Raw genomic sequence first — 16,660 nt, 5'->3', positions numbered from 1 at the left:
TCGTACTGGACGTACTTGGGCTTTCGGCCGGTGCGGCGAGAGTGCGTGCCGGGCGTCGCGACGGGGCGAACGTTGCCTGCCGCGGCACTAGCCTCCTGGCCTCCGCCGGACGGCGGAAGTCATCCCCCAGGCCCACTGGGCGGGAGTCATACCTCAGGCCCGCTGAAGGGGGCCCTGTCGGCGACGGCAGGGCCCCCTTCGCGTCCCGTGGCGCGGAGCCGGCGCCCTCCCGGACGCGTCGTCACCCCTGGTCATCCCCCGAAGAGCCCTCACCCGCGTGGCCCCCGAGAACAGGCCTCTCCCCATCCCGGCCCGCCAGGATGCCGCCATGGGTATACGCATGCTTCACCGCCGGAAGGCCCACGCACGCGTGCACGTCACGGCCACCGCGGACACACAGGTCGACCCCGGCGCGGCGCGCCGGCGGCGACCGCGCCCCGCCCTCGCGCCCGGCGCCGCCACGCCCCGCCTGCCGAGAACCCCCGTCACGGTCCTGCGCGCGGCGGCCGCCCGGCTGCCCCGCCCGGCCGCCCTCACCCGGCTGCTGCCCCGGGGCGACAGCCTGCGCCGGTGGGCGGGGGCGGCGCGCGGCTTCCTGGCGCTCGCCCTCGGCGTCCTGGGCCGGCTCCCCAGACCCGGTACGGCCCGCACGGTCCGCCGGATCCCCGTCTTCGTCGCGACCGCGACGCCCCTCACCGAACGCCCGGACGGCTCCGCTCCGCACTGACCCGCTCCGGCTGCGGCGGCCCGGTGCAGCCGCCCCCGGCCCCCGGCCGCCACAGCCGCACGCCGACGGCGTACAGCAGCACTCCCAGCACCAGCCCGGCGCCCGCCCCGAAGCACACCGTCGGGACGAGCTCCCACGGCTTCGCCCCGCGCGAGCCCCAGTAGTCCCACCACCGCGTGACCCGCCGCACCGCCGCGACCAGCGCACAGCCGCCGATCACGGCGCCGGCCCACCAGCGGTCCCGCACCGACAGCACGGGCACGCCCACCGGCTCGGCGGCGGGCGTCCGGCGCAGCGCGTACGTCAGGAACGCGCCGATCACGACGGCGGCCACGGCCGAACTCCCGTACTGCAGGTACCAGTACAGCGGTGAGCCGGCGATCCGCTCGCCGAGGACGGGGAACAGTCGCATCCCCCAGCGGTCGAGGTGCGTGAAGGCGTCCCACACCACATGCGTCAGAGCGCCGAGAGCCGCCGAGACGTACCACCACAGGACCATGGACGGCCGTACACGCGCGCGTGGCGTTCCGCAGCGCGTCAGGGCGGCCGTCCGGCCCTGCCGACCCCGGGGCAGCAGGGCCACCAGCGGTTCGCGCACCAGCAGCCAGAGCCCCACCAGCGCCCACGCGACCAGCACGTCGACCGTGAACACACCGGGGAAGGAGTGTGTGACGTCGCCGAACTCCATCGCCCCGGACAGGACGCTCGCCGCGTAGTAGGTCATGTCGGGCGCGAGGGAGCCCGCCAGCAGCGCGGCCGGCACCAGCCGCCCGCGGCCGGTGCCGTCGGCGCGGACGGCGGGCAGCACGGCCGCGGCGTGACTCAGCGTGAACGGCAAACAGGGCTCCCGGAGGCGGACGTTGGCGGGCCGGGCGGCCCCGTGATCAAGGACGTCCAGTATGCGGGGTCGGTTCCCGGCCAACAGTGCGTGGCCGGCCGGTGAAAACGACGCTCGAACGGGTGCCGGTGCAAAAGAAGTTGTCGTAGGGTCGCCTGGGTCGCCGTGTCCGCGAGGCACGTCGAACACCACAACAGAACAGTGCGAACCGCCCACGGATGCAACCTCCGGGGCGGGTTGATCGTCACAAGAGCAGCAACCGCACCAGCGTGGCAACGGCAGACAGCGTGGCACGGCAGACAACAGGGTGCAGACGTAGAGACGGGCGTTCGGCGTCCCACGGGAGGGTTTCACTTCATGTCGGCGCATATCGGCACGAGACTGCGCAAGGGAGCGGTCAACACGACTGTGGCCGCACTGGTGGTCGCGGCGCTCGCCGCGTCCCAGGCACCGGACGTCACAACCGACAGCCAGGGCAGGCGGACGGCCGCCGACGTTCCGTCCGCGGACTCCGCGGACGCCGGCACGAGCAGCGCCACCGGCAACTCGCCGTACTACACGGACCTGCCGCCGCTGAACACCCCCGCCCCGGCGCCGAGCGTGAGCTCCGCCACCACCACCCCGGCCGCCGGCAGCGCCGAGGCGGGCATCCCCGCCACGGTCCTGGACGCCTACAAGAAGGCCGAGACGGCGCTCGCACAGTCCAAGGCGGGCTGCAACCTGCCCTGGCAACTCCTCGCCGCCATCGGCAAGGTCGAGTCGGGCCAGGCGGGCGGCGGCAACGTCACCGCCGACGGCACCACGATCACGCCGATCCTCGGCCCGGTCCTCAACGGCAACGGCTTCGCCAACATCAGCGACACCGACAACGGCGCCTACGACGGCGACAGCACCTACGACCGTGCCGTGGGCCCCATGCAGTTCATCCCCTCCACCTGGGCGTGGGCGGGCCGCGACGGCAACGGCGACGGCAAGAAGGACCCCAACAACATCTACGACGCCGCGCTCGCCGCCGGCCACTACCTGTGCCGCTACGACTGGGACATGTCCACCCAGTCCGGGATGCGCAGCGCGATCCTCAGCTACAACAACTCGACGGACTACCTCAACACCGTCCTGTCGTGGCTGGAGTACTACCGCAAGGGCACGCACGAGGTCCCCGACGGCACCGGCACCGTGCCGGGCAACCGCAGCGACGACGACACCGGCTCCACGCCCACCTCGCCGACCGGCCCGTCGAAGCCCGCCAACCCCACCTCGCCGTCGACTCCCGGCAAGCCGACCACGCCCACCACCCCGAACCCGACGCCCACGCCGACCGACACGGTCGACCACCTGGAGGCCACGGGCGCGGCGAGCCTCACCGCCATGGCGGGCGGCGCCTTCGCCGACCGGATCTCCGCCCGTGCGGAGACGGCCGCCGGCAAGACCGTCGCCAAGGTCAGGATCCGCTTCACCATCGTCGGCGACACGGACGCCGCCTTCGCCGGCGGCGAGAGCGTCGCCACGATCGTCACCGACACCAAGGGCGTCGCCCTCGCACCCGCGCTCAAGGCGGGCGAGGACACCGGCGACTTCATCGTCCGCGCCACGCTCGTCGGCCGCACGCTCTCCGCCGTCGACTACAAGGCCACGGTCACCGCCCGCGCCGCCGACGCCCTCGTCGCCACCGGCAGCACTGCGCTGACCTGCACCGCCGGCGGCGAGTTCGCCGACCAGGTCGGGGTGAAGGCCACCTACCAGGGCGCCGCGGCGGGCAAGGTCGCCGCCACCGCCACCCTGGTCAAGTCGGCCGGCGACACGAGCGCGAGCGGCAGCGGCCCCTACTTCAAGGACGCCGCCACCGGCAACGCCGTGCGCACCCTGGACCTCCAGACGGACGCGAGCGGCCTGCTGACGCTGCCCAAGCTGTACGCGGACGACAATGCCGGCACGTACCTGCTGCGCATCACCACCACCGGCGGAGCGACCCTCACGGTCGAACTGACCGTCACGGCCGCCCCGGCCTCCACGCCGAGCGACACGCCCACCGCCCCGGCCTCCACGCCGAGCGACACGCCCACCGCCACGGCCTCCACGCCGAGCGACGCGTCCACCGAGCCGGAGTCGACGGCCTCCGCTTCGTAATAGCTCCCGCACGACGGCGGCGGCGCCCCTCTTCCGAGAGGGGCGCCGCCGTCGTCGTCGTGCGCGACCTGTTCTCATCTCGCGCGCGCATTGCTACCGTGCCGGACCTGACGACCTGTCAGTTAAGTCGGGAGGCCCGTATGCGTGCCCTGATCGCCGCCGCGACCGGTCTCGCCGTCGCGTTCGCCCTGGTCCTCACCCTCACCGCACTGGGCACGCCGACCGCCAAGACCTCCCCGAAACCCATGCTGACGACGGTCCCCGCCCACCCGTAGGACCGCCGCCCGCCGACTGTCCGCAGACGCTCCGCCCGGTCCGCTCGCGAAGGAGGCCGAGATGCGCCGCAAGGCCGCCCTGATCCTGCTCGCCCTCGCCGTGTTCTTCGCGGCGCTGTCCCCCCTGCTGCGCTGGTACGCCTTCCCCCGCCTGGCCAAGATCCCGGCGAACGAATACCAGACGATGGTCCTGGAGGCGAAGAACGCCACCCTCCTCGACTACGACGGCATGACCGCTCGCACCGTCCCCAAAGTCACCATCGTGCAGACCCTCAAGGGCAACGTGGAGGCCTCCGAGAAGATCGAGAAGACGGCAGGCCGCGACGTCGTCGTCTGGGACGGCCTGTCCTACATCCAGGGACCCGACGGCAAGATGGTCTCCAAGGTCCCCGAGCGCTACATCTTCGACGCCCACACACAGGAACCCGTGCACGCCACCGGCGAGTCCGTCGACGGCGACCCGGTCCGCCGCGAGGGCATCGAGTTCAAGTGGCCGTTCCTGACGGAGAAGCGGGACTACCAGTACTTCGACGCCCAGACCCGCACCACGGCCCCCATCCACTACAAGGGCACCCAGACCTTCCGCGGCCTGGAGGTCTACTACTTCGAGCAGACCGTCCCCTGGACCAAGGTCTCGATGCCCAAGATCCTGCCCGTCGCGGGCATCACGCCCGAGGACGTCGCCAAGACCGGCACCACCCGCTGGTACACCACGGTCCGCAAGTTCTGGGTCGAACCGGTCACCGGAGCACCCGTCTACGGCGAGGAGATCCACCAGGAGGAACTGCGCGGCGGCACCTTGCTCGCAGGCCGTGAGAAGGTCACCGCGTTCGCCGGCCACGTCAAGATGCGTGAGGACTACATCGAACACACCCTGTCCGTGGTGAAGTCCAACCGCAGCCTGGTCCTGCTGCTGACGTCCTACCTGCCCTGGGGTTTCCTGACGCTGGGCCTCCTGCTGCTGACCCTCTCCCTCTGGCTGGAGGCGCGCGCCCGCCGCCCGCGGCAGCCGACCCCTGCCGAACCCGCCGCCCCGCAGCCCGTCACCGCCTGAGCCGCGCGTTGGTGAACCGGGTCGGCTCCGCGCCGGCCGGATCCTCGGGCCAGGGATGCTTCGGATACCGGCCGCGCAACTCCGCCCGCACCCCCTTGTAGCCCTCCTTCCAGAAGGAGGCCAGATCGGCCGTGACGGCCGCGGGCCGCCCTGCGGGGGAGAGGAGATGCACGGTCACCGGCACGCCCGCGACGCGCGGAGTCTCGGCCGCCCCGAACATCTCCTGCAGCTTCACCGCCAGCACCGGCCGCTCGGGGTCGGCATAGTCGACCCGGACCCTGGACCCGCTGGGAACCGTGATCCGCTCGGGCGCCAGCTCGTCCAGCCGGGCCGCCTCACCGGAGGCCCACGGCAGCAGCCGGCCGAGCGCCTCCCCGGCATCGATCCGCCCCAGATCGCCCCGCCGCCGGGCCCGGCTCAGCTCGGGTTCCAGCCATTCGTCCACACGCGCGTGCAACGACGCGTCCGAGACATCGGGCCACGGCTCCCCGACCCGCCGCCGCAAAAACGCGAGCCGCTGCCGCAGGACGCCCGCCGCGGGCGACCACCGCAGCAACCGCAGCCCCTCCTTCTCCAGCCCTTCGAGCAGCGCATCGCGGACGAGCCCGGCGTCGACGTCCCGCAGCGGACGCACCGCCAGCTCCACCGCCCCGAGCCGCTCGACCCGCCGCGCCACGACGTCCCCGTCGGCCCAGTGCACCTCGTCCCGCTCGTCGAGCAACACCCCGGCCGCGACCCGGGCCGCCCCCTCGTCCACGACCGCCGCGAGCTGCACGCGCGCGTGGCCCTTGCCCACAGGCCGGTCGGCGACGGCGACGGCGAGCCAGGGAGCACCCCGCAGACCAGTGCCCTCGCGGACCGCGGCCCGGGTACCGGAGACCATGAGATAGGAACCGCCGTCGGCCTTGGCGAGCCGCTCGGGAAAAGCGAGAGCGGCGACGAGCCCCGCCGAGCGCTCGACGCTCCCCTCTCCCGCAGGGGAGCCATGGACGGGTGCGTCGGAGACGTCTGCGGCGACTACGGCCCGCAGCCGCCTCACCTCGGAACGCCACCGCCCGGAGTAGGCGTCACCCCCACGCCGCGCACTCCGCAGAGCGGCGGCAAGATCGTCCCCGTACTCCCGGGGAGCCTCCTCGCTCAGCAGCGCGATCACCTCCGCCGCCCGCTCCACCCCGACGACCGAGGCCCCGTCCAGCAGCGCCCGCCCCAGCCGGGGATGCAGTCCGAGCCGGGCCAGCCGCACCCCCCGCTCCGTGGCCCGACCCAGGGAGTCCACCGCGCCGATCGCCGTCAGCACAGACCTCGCCGCCGCCATCGCCCCGCCCGGCGGTGCATCCAGCAACGCCAGCCCGGACGCCTCCGGATCGCCCCAGCAGGCCGCCTGAAGGGCGAACGCCGTCAGGTCGGCCACTTTGATCTCGGGGGCCGGGAACAGCGGCAGACGGGCCTCCTCGGCCTCCGCCCAGCACCGGTACACCACACCCGGAGCCTCCCGCCCGGCCCGGCCCGCCCGCTGCCGTCCCGCCGCCCGCGAGGCCCGCACCGTCGCCAGCGCGCTCAGCCCGCGCGCGTGATCCACCCGCGGCTCCCGCGCCAGCCCCGAGTCGACGACCACCCGCACCCCGGGAACCGTCAGCGAGGACTCCGCCACCGAGGTCGCCAGCACCACCCGACGCCGCGCACCGGGCGCCAGCACCGCGTCCTGCACCGCCGCCGGCGCCCGCCCGTGCACCTGGAGCACGTCCACGCCGGCCGGCGCCCCGAGCAGACCCGCGACCCGCGCGATCTCCCCGACACCCGGCAGGAAGCACACCACGTCCCCCGACCGCTCGGCCAGCGCCCGCCGCACCACCGACGCCACATGCGTCAGCAGCGCGGGATCCACCCGCATCCCGTGCGGCGGCCGCACCGGCCGGGCCGGGGGCGCGTGCACCACCTCGACGTCGAACGCGGACGCCCGGGCCTCCACCACCGGCGCCCCGCCCAGCAGCCGCGCCCACCCGGCCGTGTCGGTCGTCGCCGAGGCCGCCACCAGCCGCAGCTCCGGGCGCAGCGTCTCGCGCACGTCCCACAGGAACGCGGCCGACGTGTCCGCGTCGAGATGCCGCTCGTGGCACTCGTCCAGCATCACCACGTCGACGCCCGTCAGCTCCTGGTCGCGCTGGAGCCGCTGCAACAGCACGCCGGTCGTGACGACCTCCACGCGCGTGTGCCGTCCGACGACCCGCTCCCCGCGCACGGTGTACCCGACGCTGTCCCCGGCCTTCTCGCCCAGCAGCCACGCCATCCGCCGGGCGGCCGCCCGCGCCGCGATCCGCCGCGGTTCGGCCACCACCACCCGCCGCGCGGGCCCCTCGCCCAGCAGCCCGGCCAGCGCCAGCGGCACCAGCGTCGTCTTGCCGGTGCCGGTCGGCGCGGCGAGCACGGCGGTGCCGTGCCCCTCCAGCGCGTCGTTCAGGGCGGGCAGCGCAACGCGCACAGGCAGCGCGTCCAGGGCGTCGTCACGGGGCATCACGCCCCTAGTGTCGTACGGCTCCCCTGAGCCGCCCACGGCCGAGCCGCCCGCCAGGGCCTGTCCGGCCGGCCAGGCCCTAGTCGCGTTCGCAGACGAAGACGGCCGTCCCCGGGATCAGGTTCCCGCGCAGCGGGGACCAGCCGCCCCACTCCGACGAGTTCCAGGCCGGCCACTCAGGCTCCACCAGGTCCACCAGGCGGAAGCCGCCCGCCACGATGTCGCGGACCCGGTCGCCGAGCGTGCGGTGGTGCTCCACGTACACCGCGCGGCCCTGGTCGTCCTGCTCGACATAAGGAGTGCGGTCGAAGTAGGACGAGGACACCGACAGGCCCTCGGGCCCCGGCTCGTCCGGGAACGCCCAGCGGATCGGGTGGGTCACCGAGAACACGAAACGGCCCCCCGGCCGCAGCACCCGCCGCACCTCCTGCAGGACCTGCACCGGGTCGGCGACGAAGGGCAGCGCCCCGTACGCCGAGCAGGCCAGGTCGAAGGAGGCGTCCGCGAAGGGCAGCGCGCCCGCGTCGGCGCACACCAGAGGGAACGCCCCGCCGATGCGCAGCGCGTGCTGGAGCTGGCGGTGGGAGAGGTCCAGGGCGACCGGCCGGGCGCCCTGCGCGGCCAGCCAGCGCGCGCACTGGGCCGCGCCGGCGCCGATCTCCAGGACCGCCTTCCCCTTCAGTTCCTCCGGCGGGCCGAGCAGCTCGGCCTCCACCTCGTCCAGACCCTCGGGACCCCACACGAAGCGGTCGTCGCCGAGGAAAGTGCCGTGCTCGATCTGGTATTCGTCCGCGTTGCGGTCCCACCAGCCCCGGTTGGCCCGGGAGCTCTCGGCGACGTCGGCGTCACGTCGGGTGGCTTCCGGCTCGAAGGCCGGCTCGGACGATCTGGGCTCTTGGATGATCGGCTCCCTCGTCGTACTCTTCCGTGCAACCCGCCCGACGGTGCCGCTCAGGTGTCACCGAAGGGGCTTCCTGCGGCCCGCGTGGCCTCAGGAGAAAGGTTTTGTGCCGGGTATGCGGCGATCTGCCCCGGGTGTGCGCCTTCGCGCATTGACCCTGTCCGGCTGCCCCCGTATGCTACAAGTTGCGCTGCGGGCCTGCGCACCTCAGACCTAGCAGGCTGCGCTCGCATCTGTTGTATGTCCCCTCGGTTGTCGAGGCGTCACCACCGGTTCACCGGTGTGGCGCTTCCTTGGCTGTCCGGCTTCTTCAGAGCGACACGGGCTCCCGGCGTAGCAGTACCTACGACTTCAATGTCCGTACCGGAGCCCTTTCCCACATGACGAGCAGCACCGAGACCACCGCCACCACCCCGCAGGTTGCGGTCAACGACATCGGTAACGAGGAAGCATTCCTCGCCGCTATCGACGAGACGATCAAGTACTTCAACGATGGTGACATCGTCGACGGCGTCATCGTCAAGGTTGACCGGGACGAGGTTCTCCTCGACATCGGTTACAAGACCGAAGGTGTCATCCCGAGCCGCGAGCTCTCGATCAAGCACGACGTCGACCCCAATGAGGTCGTCGCCGTCGGTGACGAGATCGAAGCCCTTGTTCTCCAGAAGGAGGACAAGGAAGGCCGCCTGATCCTCTCGAAGAAGCGCGCCCAGTACGAGCGCGCCTGGGGCACCATCGAGAAGATCAAGGAAGAGGACGGCATCGTCACCGGTACCGTCATCGAGGTCGTCAAGGGTGGACTCATCCTCGACATCGGCCTCCGTGGCTTCCTGCCGGCTTCCCTCGTCGAGATGCGCCGCGTCCGCGACCTCCAGCCCTACGTGGGCAAGGAGCTCGAGGCGAAGATCATCGAGCTGGACAAGAACCGCAACAACGTGGTCCTGTCCCGCCGTGCCTGGCTGGAGCAGACCCAGAGCGAGGTCCGCCAGACCTTCCTCACGACCCTGCAGAAGGGCCAGGTCCGCTCCGGCGTCGTCTCCTCGATCGTCAACTTCGGTGCGTTCGTGGACCTCGGTGGCGTCGACGGTCTCGTCCACGTCTCCGAGCTCTCCTGGAAGCACATCGACCACCCGTCCGAGGTTGTCGAGGTCGGCCAGGAAGTCACCGTCGAGGTTCTCGACGTCGACATGGACCGCGAGCGTGTCTCCCTGTCGCTGAAGGCGACGCAGGAAGACCCGTGGCAGCAGTTCGCCCGCACCCACCAGATCGGCCAGGTCGTGCCCGGCAAGGTCACGAAGCTGGTTCCGTTCGGTGCGTTCGTCCGCGTGGACGAGGGCATCGAGGGTCTGGTCCACATCTCCGAGCTGGCCGAGCGCCACGTGGAGATCCCGGAGCAGGTCGTCCAGGTCAACGACGAGATCTTCGTCAAGGTCATCGACATCGACCTCGAGCGCCGTCGCATCAGCCTCTCGCTGAAGCAGGCCAACGAGTCCTTCGGTGCCGACCCGGCCTCGGTCGAGTTCGACCCGACCCTGTACGGCATGGCCGCGTCGTACGACGACCAGGGGAACTACATCTACCCCGAGGGCTTCGACCCCGAGACCAACGACTGGCTCGAGGGCTACGAGACCCAGCGCGAGGCCTGGGAGCACCAGTACGCCGAGGCGCAGACGCGCTTCGAGCAGCACCAGGCTCAGGTCATCAAGTCCCGCGAGGCCGACGAGGCCGCTGCGGCCGAGGGCGGCGAGGCTGCTGCTCCGGCTGCTGCCGGTGGCGGCGGCGGCGGTTCGTACTCCTCCGAGGGCGCCGACACCTCCGGCGCGCTGGCCTCGGACGAGGCGCTTGCCGCGCTCCGCGAGAAGCTGGCCGGCGGCCAGAGCTGATCGCTTGCCGCTGAGCTCCAGTAGCTGACTGAGGGCCCGTACCTTTCGAGGTGCGGGCCTTCAGCTTTGCCGCGGAACGGTCGGCACGGGCTCGTCGACGGGCCGGCGGCCCGTGGGGGTCGGCCGCGCGGTTCCCCGCACTCCGCAAGGGAGTTGGGCTTGACCTGCGCGTCATGAAAACGCGGTAAGACTCGGCTGATCAAGGACGTCGGGCGGGAATGCCCACGCCTCCACGCGCGTTGTGCAGGAGGAACACGAGGAGGAGCGGTCCAAGTGCTTGATCCGCAGGGTTTGTACGCATGGGAGCCGAAAGGCCTGGCCGTCGTCGACATGGCGCTGGCACAGGAGTCGGCCGGACTTGTCATGCTCTACCACTTCGACGGATACATCGACGCGGGCGAGACCGGCGACCAGATCGTCGACCGGCTGCTCGACTCGCTGCCCCACCAACTCGTCGCCCGCTTCGACCACGACCGGCTCGTCGACTACCGCGCCCGCCGCCCGCTGCTGACCTTCAAGCGCGACCGGTGGACCGAGTACGAGGAGCCGGCCATCGAGGTGCGGCTCGTGCAGGACACCACGGGCGCGCCCTTCCTGCTGCTGTCCGGCCCCGAGCCGGACGTCGAGTGGGAGCGCTTCGCCGTCGCCGTGAAACAGATCGTGGAGCGGCTCGGCGTCCGCCTGTCGGTCAACTTCCACGGCATCCCCATGGGCGTCCCCCACACGCGCCCCGTCGGCCTCACCCCGCACGGCAACCGCACGGACCTCGTGCCCGGCCACCGGAGCCCCTTCGACGAGGCCCAGGTCCCCGGCAGCGCCGAGGCACTCGTCGAGTACCGCCTCATGGAGGCCGGCCACGACATCCTGGGCGTCGCCGCGCACGTCCCGCACTACATCGCCCGCTCGACGTACCCGGACGCGGCGCTGACCGTCCTGGAAGCGGTCACGGCAGCCACCGGCCTGGTCCTCCCGGGCATCGCACACGCCCTGCGCACCGACGCGCACCGCACCCAGACCGAGATCGACCGCCAGATCCAGGAGGGCGACGAGGAACTCACCTCCCTCGTCCAGGGCCTGGAACACCAGTACGACGCCGCCGCCGGCGCCGAGACCCGCGGCAACATGCTCGCCGAGCCGGTCGACATCCCGTCGGCGGACGAGATCGGGCTGGAGTTCGAACGCTTCCTCGCGGAGCGAGAAGGCGAGGGCTGACCGCCCCGCAAGGCGTCGTGGGCCCCGCACAAGAGGCGGCGGGCCTGCCGGGTCCATTGTCAGCGGCAGGCCCTAAGCTTCCCGTCATGCTGAAAGTGGGCCTGACCGGCGGGATCGGCGCCGGCAAGAGCGAGGTGTCACGGCTGCTCGTCGAATGCGGAGCCGTACTGATCGACGCGGACCGGATCGCGCGCGAGGTCGTCGCACCGGGCACCCCCGGCCTCACCGCCGTCGTCGAAGCCTTCGGCGAGGACGTACTCGCCCCGGACGGCAGCCTCGACCGCCCCCGACTCGGCTCGATCGTCTTCGCCGACCCCGAGAAGCTCGCCCTCCTCAACTCCATCGTGCACCCCCTCGTCGGCACCCGCTCCCACGAACTGGAGACGGCCGCCCCAGAGGACTCCGTCGTCGTACACGACGTCCCCCTCCTCACCGAGAACGGCCTCGCCGCCCTGTACGACCTCGTGATCGTCGTGGACGCCGACACCGAGACCCAGCTCGACCGCCTCGTCCGGCTGCGCGGCATGACGCAGGACGACGCACGCGCACGCATGGCCGCCCAGGCGACGCGCGAGAAACGCCGGGAGATCGCCGACATCGTCATCGACAACGACGTACCGCTCCCCGAACTGCGACGACGCGTGAAGGACGTGTGGTCCGACCTCGTACGCAGAGCACACGCGCCGCGCGAGACCTCCCCGGAATAGCGGCCCACGCTCCGTGCGTTGAACCCCCCGAGCAAGGGAAGGATTTTTCCGTGCCCGATACCGCAGGTTCGACCGGACGTACTCCGGAGACGCACGTCATCGACTTCCGTGCCGCAGAGCAGCTGCTCGCCGTACGGGACCCGCGGGGCGCGGTGAAGCTGCTCGACCGAGTCATCGCCGCACACCCCGAGAACACCGCAGCCCGGCTGCTCCGCGCGCGCGCCTTCTTCGCCGCCGCCCAACTGCGGCCCGCCGAGCTGGAGTTCACCGTCGTCCTGGAGCGGGAGCCGGACAACGCGTTCGCACACTTCGCGCTCGCCCGCACCTACGAGCGCCAAGGCCGCGGCGACCAGGCCAAACGCCACTTCCGGCTGGCCGCGGCACTCGACCCGAACCCCGAGTACCTGAAGGCCGCCCGCTTCGAGACCTGAGCCCGACCCCGACCCCGACGCTCAGGGGCGACGGTCAGGGATGACGGTGCTCCGGCGGCCGGTACGGCGGAATGTCACGACCCGGCTGATAGTGCGGGCCCTGCCGAAGGTGCCGGAGAACAAACGTCAGATCGACGGTGATCACCACCCACAACACCCCGCACGCCGCTGCCCACCCCGGGCGCCCCACGAGCGCGAACGCGACCGTCCCGAAGATCGCCCAGGCCAGACCCCACAGGGTCAGCCACAGACGCATCCGCAGCGCACTGCGCGCTGTCGCCGGCTCACTGCCCGTACGCATCTCGATCACCGCTCCCACTCTGCAACGTACTCCTCCACGCGAACCCAGAAAAGCGCGCGCCAAAAAAGCCGGACGACGATGTCGAGAACCCGTGCCCTGCTCCGTCCCCGCAATGAACGCGACCACAATGGGTCGCACCAGCGAGGAGGAACACCGTGGCCAAGTACCTGCTGCTCAAGCACTACCGAGGCGCCCCGGCCGCGGTCAACGACGTGCCGATGGAGAAGTGGACGCCCGAGGAGATCTCCGCCCACGTGCAGTACATGCGCGACTTCGCCACCCGACTCGAAGGCACCGGCGAGTACGTCGACGGCCAGGCACTCGCCCCCGGCGGCACCTTCGTCCGGTACGACGGCGAAGGCCGCCCGCCGGTCACCGACGGTCCGTTCGCCGAGACCAAGGACCTCATCGCCGGCTGGATGGTGATCGACGTCGACAGCTACGAACGCGCCCTCGAACTGGCCGGAGAGCTGTCCGCCGCCCCGGGCGCAGGCGGCGAACCCATCCACGAGTGGCTCGAACTGCGCCCGTTCCTGACCGAGCCGCCCACCGTCACGGAGTGACCCAGCCCATGGACGAGGCACAGCTGCGCAGCCTCACCCCCGGTGTGCTCGCGATCCTCGTCCGCCGCGGAGCCGACTTCGCGGCGGCCGAGGACGCCGTGCAGGACGCACTCCTCCAAGCGGTCCGCGTCTGGCCGGCCGACCCTCCGCGCGACGCGAAGGGCTGGCTGGTCACCGTGGCCTGGCACCGGTTCCTCGACGCGACCCGCGCGGATGCCTCCCGCCGCCGCCGTGAGGACCTCGTCGACGAGGAACCCGCACCCGGACCCGCCCCCGCGGCCGACGACACCCTCCATCTCTACTTCCTCTGCGCCCACCCGTCACTGACCCCGGCGTCCGCCGTCGCACTCACCCTGCGCGCGGTCGGCGGTCTCACCACCCGCCAGATCGCCCAGGCCTATCTGGTGCCCGAGGCAACCATGGCGCAACGCATCAGCCGGGCCAAACGCACCGTCTCCGACGTGCGATTCGACCAGCCCGGCGACGTCGCCACCGTGCTGCGCGTCCTCTACCTGGTCTTCAACGAGGGCTACTCCGGCGACGTCGACCTCGCCGCCGAGGCCATCCGCCTCACCCGGCAACTCGCGGCCGCCATCGACCACCCCGAGGCCGCCGGGCTCCTCGCCCTCATGCTGCTCCACCACGCCCGCCGCGCCGCTCGGACCACGCCCGACGGCAGCCTGGTGCCGCTCGCCGAACAGGACCGCCGCCGGTGGAACACGGCGTTGATCGCCGAGGGCGTCGGGATCCTCCAGACGGCCCTCGCCCGCGACCGGCTGGGCGAGTTCCAGGCCCAGGCCGCCATCGCGGCACTCCACGCCGACGCGCCCACCGCCGAGGAGACCGACTGGGTGCAGATCGTCGAGTGGTACGACGAACTCACCCGCCTGACCGACAACCCGGTCGTCCGACTCAACCGCGCGGTCGCCGTCGGAGAGGCCGACGGACCGCGCGCCGGCCTGGCGGCGCTCGCGGCCCTGGACGCCTCCCTGCCCCGCCACACCGCGGTGGCGGCATACCTCCACGAGCGCGACGGCGACCTGACGACCGCGGCACGGCTGTACGCCGAAGCGGCCCACAAGGCACCCAACCGCGCCGAACGCGACCACCTGACCCGCCAGGCCGCCCGGCTCAACACCCGCCGGCGCCGCTGACGGGCCGCGCTCGCTCATGCTCTCGGCTCCAGCGACGCTCGAACACAGAGCTTTCCCTCGAACGAGTGAGCCGATCGAGAAGGGGAACGCCCCGACGCCGACGGGCCGTTGGACTGGCATGAAACGACACATGCGAGAGGGATACGAGGGAACGGGTCCCGGCGCCATCACACCGGACGGCTGCGCGGTCGAGTTCTACTCGCGCCTGCCCGTGGGGAACGAACCGGACATCATCTCCGCGGCGGTGCCCGCGGGCGCACACATCCTGGAACTGGGCAGCGGTGCCGGGCGGGTGACCCACGCCCTGCTGGAACGCGGGTTCACGGTCACGGCGGTGGACGAGTCCGCAGAAATGCTCGAGCGAGTCCGCGGGGCGCGCACGATATGCAGCCCGGTCGAGGACCTCGACCTGGAAGAGACGTTCGACGTGGTCATGCTCGCGTCGTTCCTCGTGCACAACGGGGACGTCGCAGTACGGCGAAAGATGCTGCGCGCCTGCGCACGGCACCTCGCGAAGGGCGGGTGCGTGCTGATCCAACGAGAGGGAGAGGACTACCACACCGCCCTGCCGCGCGAGCGCGTCGACCCGAGCGGCTTCACATTACGGATCACCTCGGCCGGTCCGGCCGAGAACGGCGTCCACCCCGTGCGCGCGGAGTACGAGTTCCCGGACGCGGTGTGGACCCAGACCTTCCGGACCCGTCCCCTGACCGAGGAACAGTTCGAGGAGGCACTGGCGGAAGCAGGCCTGCGCGTGGACCGGTACCTGACCGAGGACCGGATCTGGGTGCGGGCGGTACCGGAAGCGGAGATGGAGGTGTAGGCGGCGGAGGAGCAGACGCAGGGGACGGGGGAGGGAGGGGGAGGGGGAGGGGGAGGGGGAGGGGCCCGGGAAGATACCCACCCGGATCCATCCGCCGTGGTCTTACGGTGGACACATGGACGCCCCCGACGCCTCCTCCCACTCCACCGTCCCCGCTGTGCCCGCTGTGCCCGCTGTGCCCACTGTGCCCACTGTGCCCTGTGCGCCTTCGGCACCCGTCGCCTCCGTCGCCTCCGTCGCCTCCGCCCTCGTCGAGCTCGACCGGCGGGTCGCGGGCTGCCGGGCGTGCCCCCGGTTGGTGGCCTGGCGTGAGGAGGTGGCGCGGACCAAGCGGGCGGCCTTCGCGGACTGGACGTACTGGGGGCGGCCCGTTCCCGGGTTCGGGCCGCCCGACGCGCGGCTGCTGATCGTCGGGCTCGCCCCGGCCGCGCACGGCGGGAACCGTACGGGGCGTATGTTCACGGGCGACCGTTCCGGAGACGTGCTGTATCAGGCGTTGTACGACGTGGGGCTCGCCTCGCAGCCCACCGCCGTCGCCGCCGACGACGGTCTGGAGCTGCACGGCGTTCGTATCACCTCGCCGGTGCACTGCGCGCCGCCCGCCAACAAGCCCACCCCCGGAGAGCGGGACGCCTGTCGGCCCTGGCTCGTGCAGGAGCTGCGGCTGCTGCGGCCGACGCTGCGTGCGGTCGTCGTCCTCGGCGCCTTCGGCTGGCAGGCCGCGCTGCCCGCGTTCGCCGAGGCGGGCTGGACCGTGCCCCGGCCGAGGCCCGCCTTCGCGCACGGGACTCGGGTGACGCTCGCCGGCCCGGACGACGGTCACGCCCTCGACGTCTTCGGCTGCTTCCACGTCAGCCAGCGCAACACCTTCACCGGCAGGCTCACGCCCGCGATGCTGCGGGATGTGCTGCGCACGGCTGCGGGGGTGGCAGGGGGACCGGCGATCGGTCGGGATGAGGTCGGGCGGGTCCAGGACCGTCCGGCCGATCGTGCCGTCGCTCTCCTGCGACGTGATCGGCCGGACAGGCCCTAGGGGGCTTCTGATGGATCTCCGCGGCGTCGCGGCGTTCGGCACGTGCTCTCGCCGCACCGGGCGAAAGCCCTAGTAGCTCCGCTACGAGGACTCTCGCCCGGCACACCGAGAGCACGCAC

At 72.1% G+C, this 16,660-nt stretch carries 16 protein-coding genes; 12 read left to right on the top strand and 4 right to left on the bottom strand.

The annotated features are described in order from the left end of the window. Window positions 1-328: 328 nt before the first annotated feature. Window positions 329-727, top strand: a complete 399-nt coding sequence (locus AB0J04_RS42155) for a hypothetical protein (protein ID WP_363173995.1) — start codon at window positions 329-331, stop codon at window positions 725-727. On the opposite strand, the gene AB0J04_RS42150 is transcribed toward AB0J04_RS42155, so the two are convergent. Continuing rightward, on the bottom strand, window positions 693-1,565 hold the full coding sequence (locus tag AB0J04_RS42150) for a DUF4184 family protein (RefSeq protein WP_363173994.1): 873 nt from the start codon (window positions 1,563-1,565) through the stop codon (window positions 693-695). The two genes, AB0J04_RS42155 and AB0J04_RS42150, sit on opposite strands and share 35 nt — an antisense overlap. Before the next feature lie 357 nt (window positions 1,566-1,922). On the opposite strand from AB0J04_RS42150, the gene AB0J04_RS42145 reads away from it, so the two are divergent. The 3 genes from AB0J04_RS42145 to AB0J04_RS42135 all read left to right on the top strand — a co-directional run bounded on the left by AB0J04_RS42145 (window position 1,923) and on the right by AB0J04_RS42135 (window position 5,021). Next, entirely contained in the window at window positions 1,923-3,692 is a 1,770-nt protein-coding gene (locus AB0J04_RS42145; RefSeq protein ID WP_363173993.1) for a lytic murein transglycosylase, read from the top strand. Window positions 3,693-3,832: 140 nt separating this feature from the next. Further along, entirely contained in the window at window positions 3,833-3,967 is a 135-nt protein-coding gene (locus AB0J04_RS42140; RefSeq protein WP_363173992.1) for an SPW_0924 family protein, read from the top strand. Between the two features lie 61 nt (window positions 3,968-4,028). Continuing rightward, on the top strand, window positions 4,029-5,021 hold the full coding sequence (locus tag AB0J04_RS42135) for a DUF3068 domain-containing protein (protein WP_363173991.1): 993 nt from the start codon (window positions 4,029-4,031) through the stop codon (window positions 5,019-5,021). Here the strand turns inward: AB0J04_RS42135 and hrpB are convergent. Then, window positions 5,011-7,533 (bottom strand): ATP-dependent helicase HrpB, encoded by a 2,523-nt coding sequence (hrpB, locus tag AB0J04_RS42130; RefSeq protein WP_363173998.1) that lies wholly within the window; start codon window positions 7,531-7,533, stop codon window positions 5,011-5,013. The genes AB0J04_RS42135 and hrpB overlap by 11 nt on opposite strands. 79 nt (window positions 7,534-7,612) lie before the next feature. Further along, complete coding sequence (locus AB0J04_RS42125) at window positions 7,613-8,434, bottom strand: class I SAM-dependent methyltransferase (RefSeq protein WP_363173997.1); 822 nt, start codon at window positions 8,432-8,434, stop codon at window positions 7,613-7,615. A gap of 380 nt (window positions 8,435-8,814) precedes the next feature. On the opposite strand from AB0J04_RS42125, the gene rpsA reads away from it, so the two are divergent. The 4 genes from rpsA to AB0J04_RS42105 all read left to right on the top strand — a co-directional run bounded on the left by rpsA (window position 8,815) and on the right by AB0J04_RS42105 (window position 12,667). Next, window positions 8,815-10,317, top strand: a complete 1,503-nt coding sequence (gene rpsA, locus AB0J04_RS42120; RefSeq protein WP_363173990.1) for a 30S ribosomal protein S1 — start codon at window positions 8,815-8,817, stop codon at window positions 10,315-10,317. Window positions 10,318-10,590: 273 nt separating this feature from the next. After that, complete coding sequence (locus AB0J04_RS42115; RefSeq protein ID WP_363173989.1) at window positions 10,591-11,529, top strand: PAC2 family protein; 939 nt, start codon at window positions 10,591-10,593, stop codon at window positions 11,527-11,529. Between the two features lie 86 nt (window positions 11,530-11,615). Further along, complete coding sequence (coaE, locus tag AB0J04_RS42110) at window positions 11,616-12,236, top strand: dephospho-CoA kinase (protein WP_363173988.1); 621 nt, start codon at window positions 11,616-11,618, stop codon at window positions 12,234-12,236. Window positions 12,237-12,286: 50 nt separating this feature from the next. After that, entirely contained in the window at window positions 12,287-12,667 is a 381-nt protein-coding gene (locus AB0J04_RS42105) for a tetratricopeptide repeat protein (protein WP_363173987.1), read from the top strand. 34 nt (window positions 12,668-12,701) lie between these two features. On the opposite strand, the gene AB0J04_RS42100 is transcribed toward AB0J04_RS42105, so the two are convergent. After that, a complete protein-coding gene (locus AB0J04_RS42100; RefSeq protein WP_363173996.1) occupies window positions 12,702-12,968 on the bottom strand; it encodes a DUF6343 family protein in 267 nt (88 codons plus the stop codon). 155 nt (window positions 12,969-13,123) lie between these two features. On the opposite strand from AB0J04_RS42100, the gene AB0J04_RS42095 reads away from it, so the two are divergent. The 4 genes from AB0J04_RS42095 (at window position 13,124) to AB0J04_RS42080 (ending at window position 16,541) form a co-directional block, all read left to right on the top strand. Then, window positions 13,124-13,531: a YciI family protein gene (locus AB0J04_RS42095; protein WP_363173986.1), complete on the top strand. Its 408-nt coding sequence runs from the start codon at window positions 13,124-13,126 to the stop codon at window positions 13,529-13,531. A gap of 8 nt (window positions 13,532-13,539) precedes the next feature. Then, window positions 13,540-14,685 (top strand): DUF6596 domain-containing protein, encoded by a 1,146-nt coding sequence (locus AB0J04_RS42090; RefSeq protein WP_363173985.1) that lies wholly within the window; start codon window positions 13,540-13,542, stop codon window positions 14,683-14,685. 130 nt (window positions 14,686-14,815) lie between these two features. Beyond that, the gene (locus AB0J04_RS42085; protein WP_363173984.1) at window positions 14,816-15,508 is read left to right on the top strand and encodes a class I SAM-dependent methyltransferase; all 693 of its coding nucleotides are present in this window, start codon (window positions 14,816-14,818) and stop codon (window positions 15,506-15,508) included. A gap of 115 nt (window positions 15,509-15,623) precedes the next feature. Further along, a complete protein-coding gene (locus AB0J04_RS42080) occupies window positions 15,624-16,541 on the top strand; it encodes a uracil-DNA glycosylase (RefSeq protein WP_363173983.1) in 918 nt (305 codons plus the stop codon). The last annotated feature ends 119 nt before the right edge of the window (window positions 16,542-16,660 follow it).

Origin of the sequence: Streptomyces sp. NPDC050263 (assembly GCF_040655955.1) — a bacterium.
In the GTDB taxonomy this organism is placed as follows: Bacteria; Actinomycetota; Actinomycetes; order Streptomycetales; family Streptomycetaceae; genus Streptomyces.
This window is presented reverse-complemented; position numbering and strand designations above follow the sequence as displayed.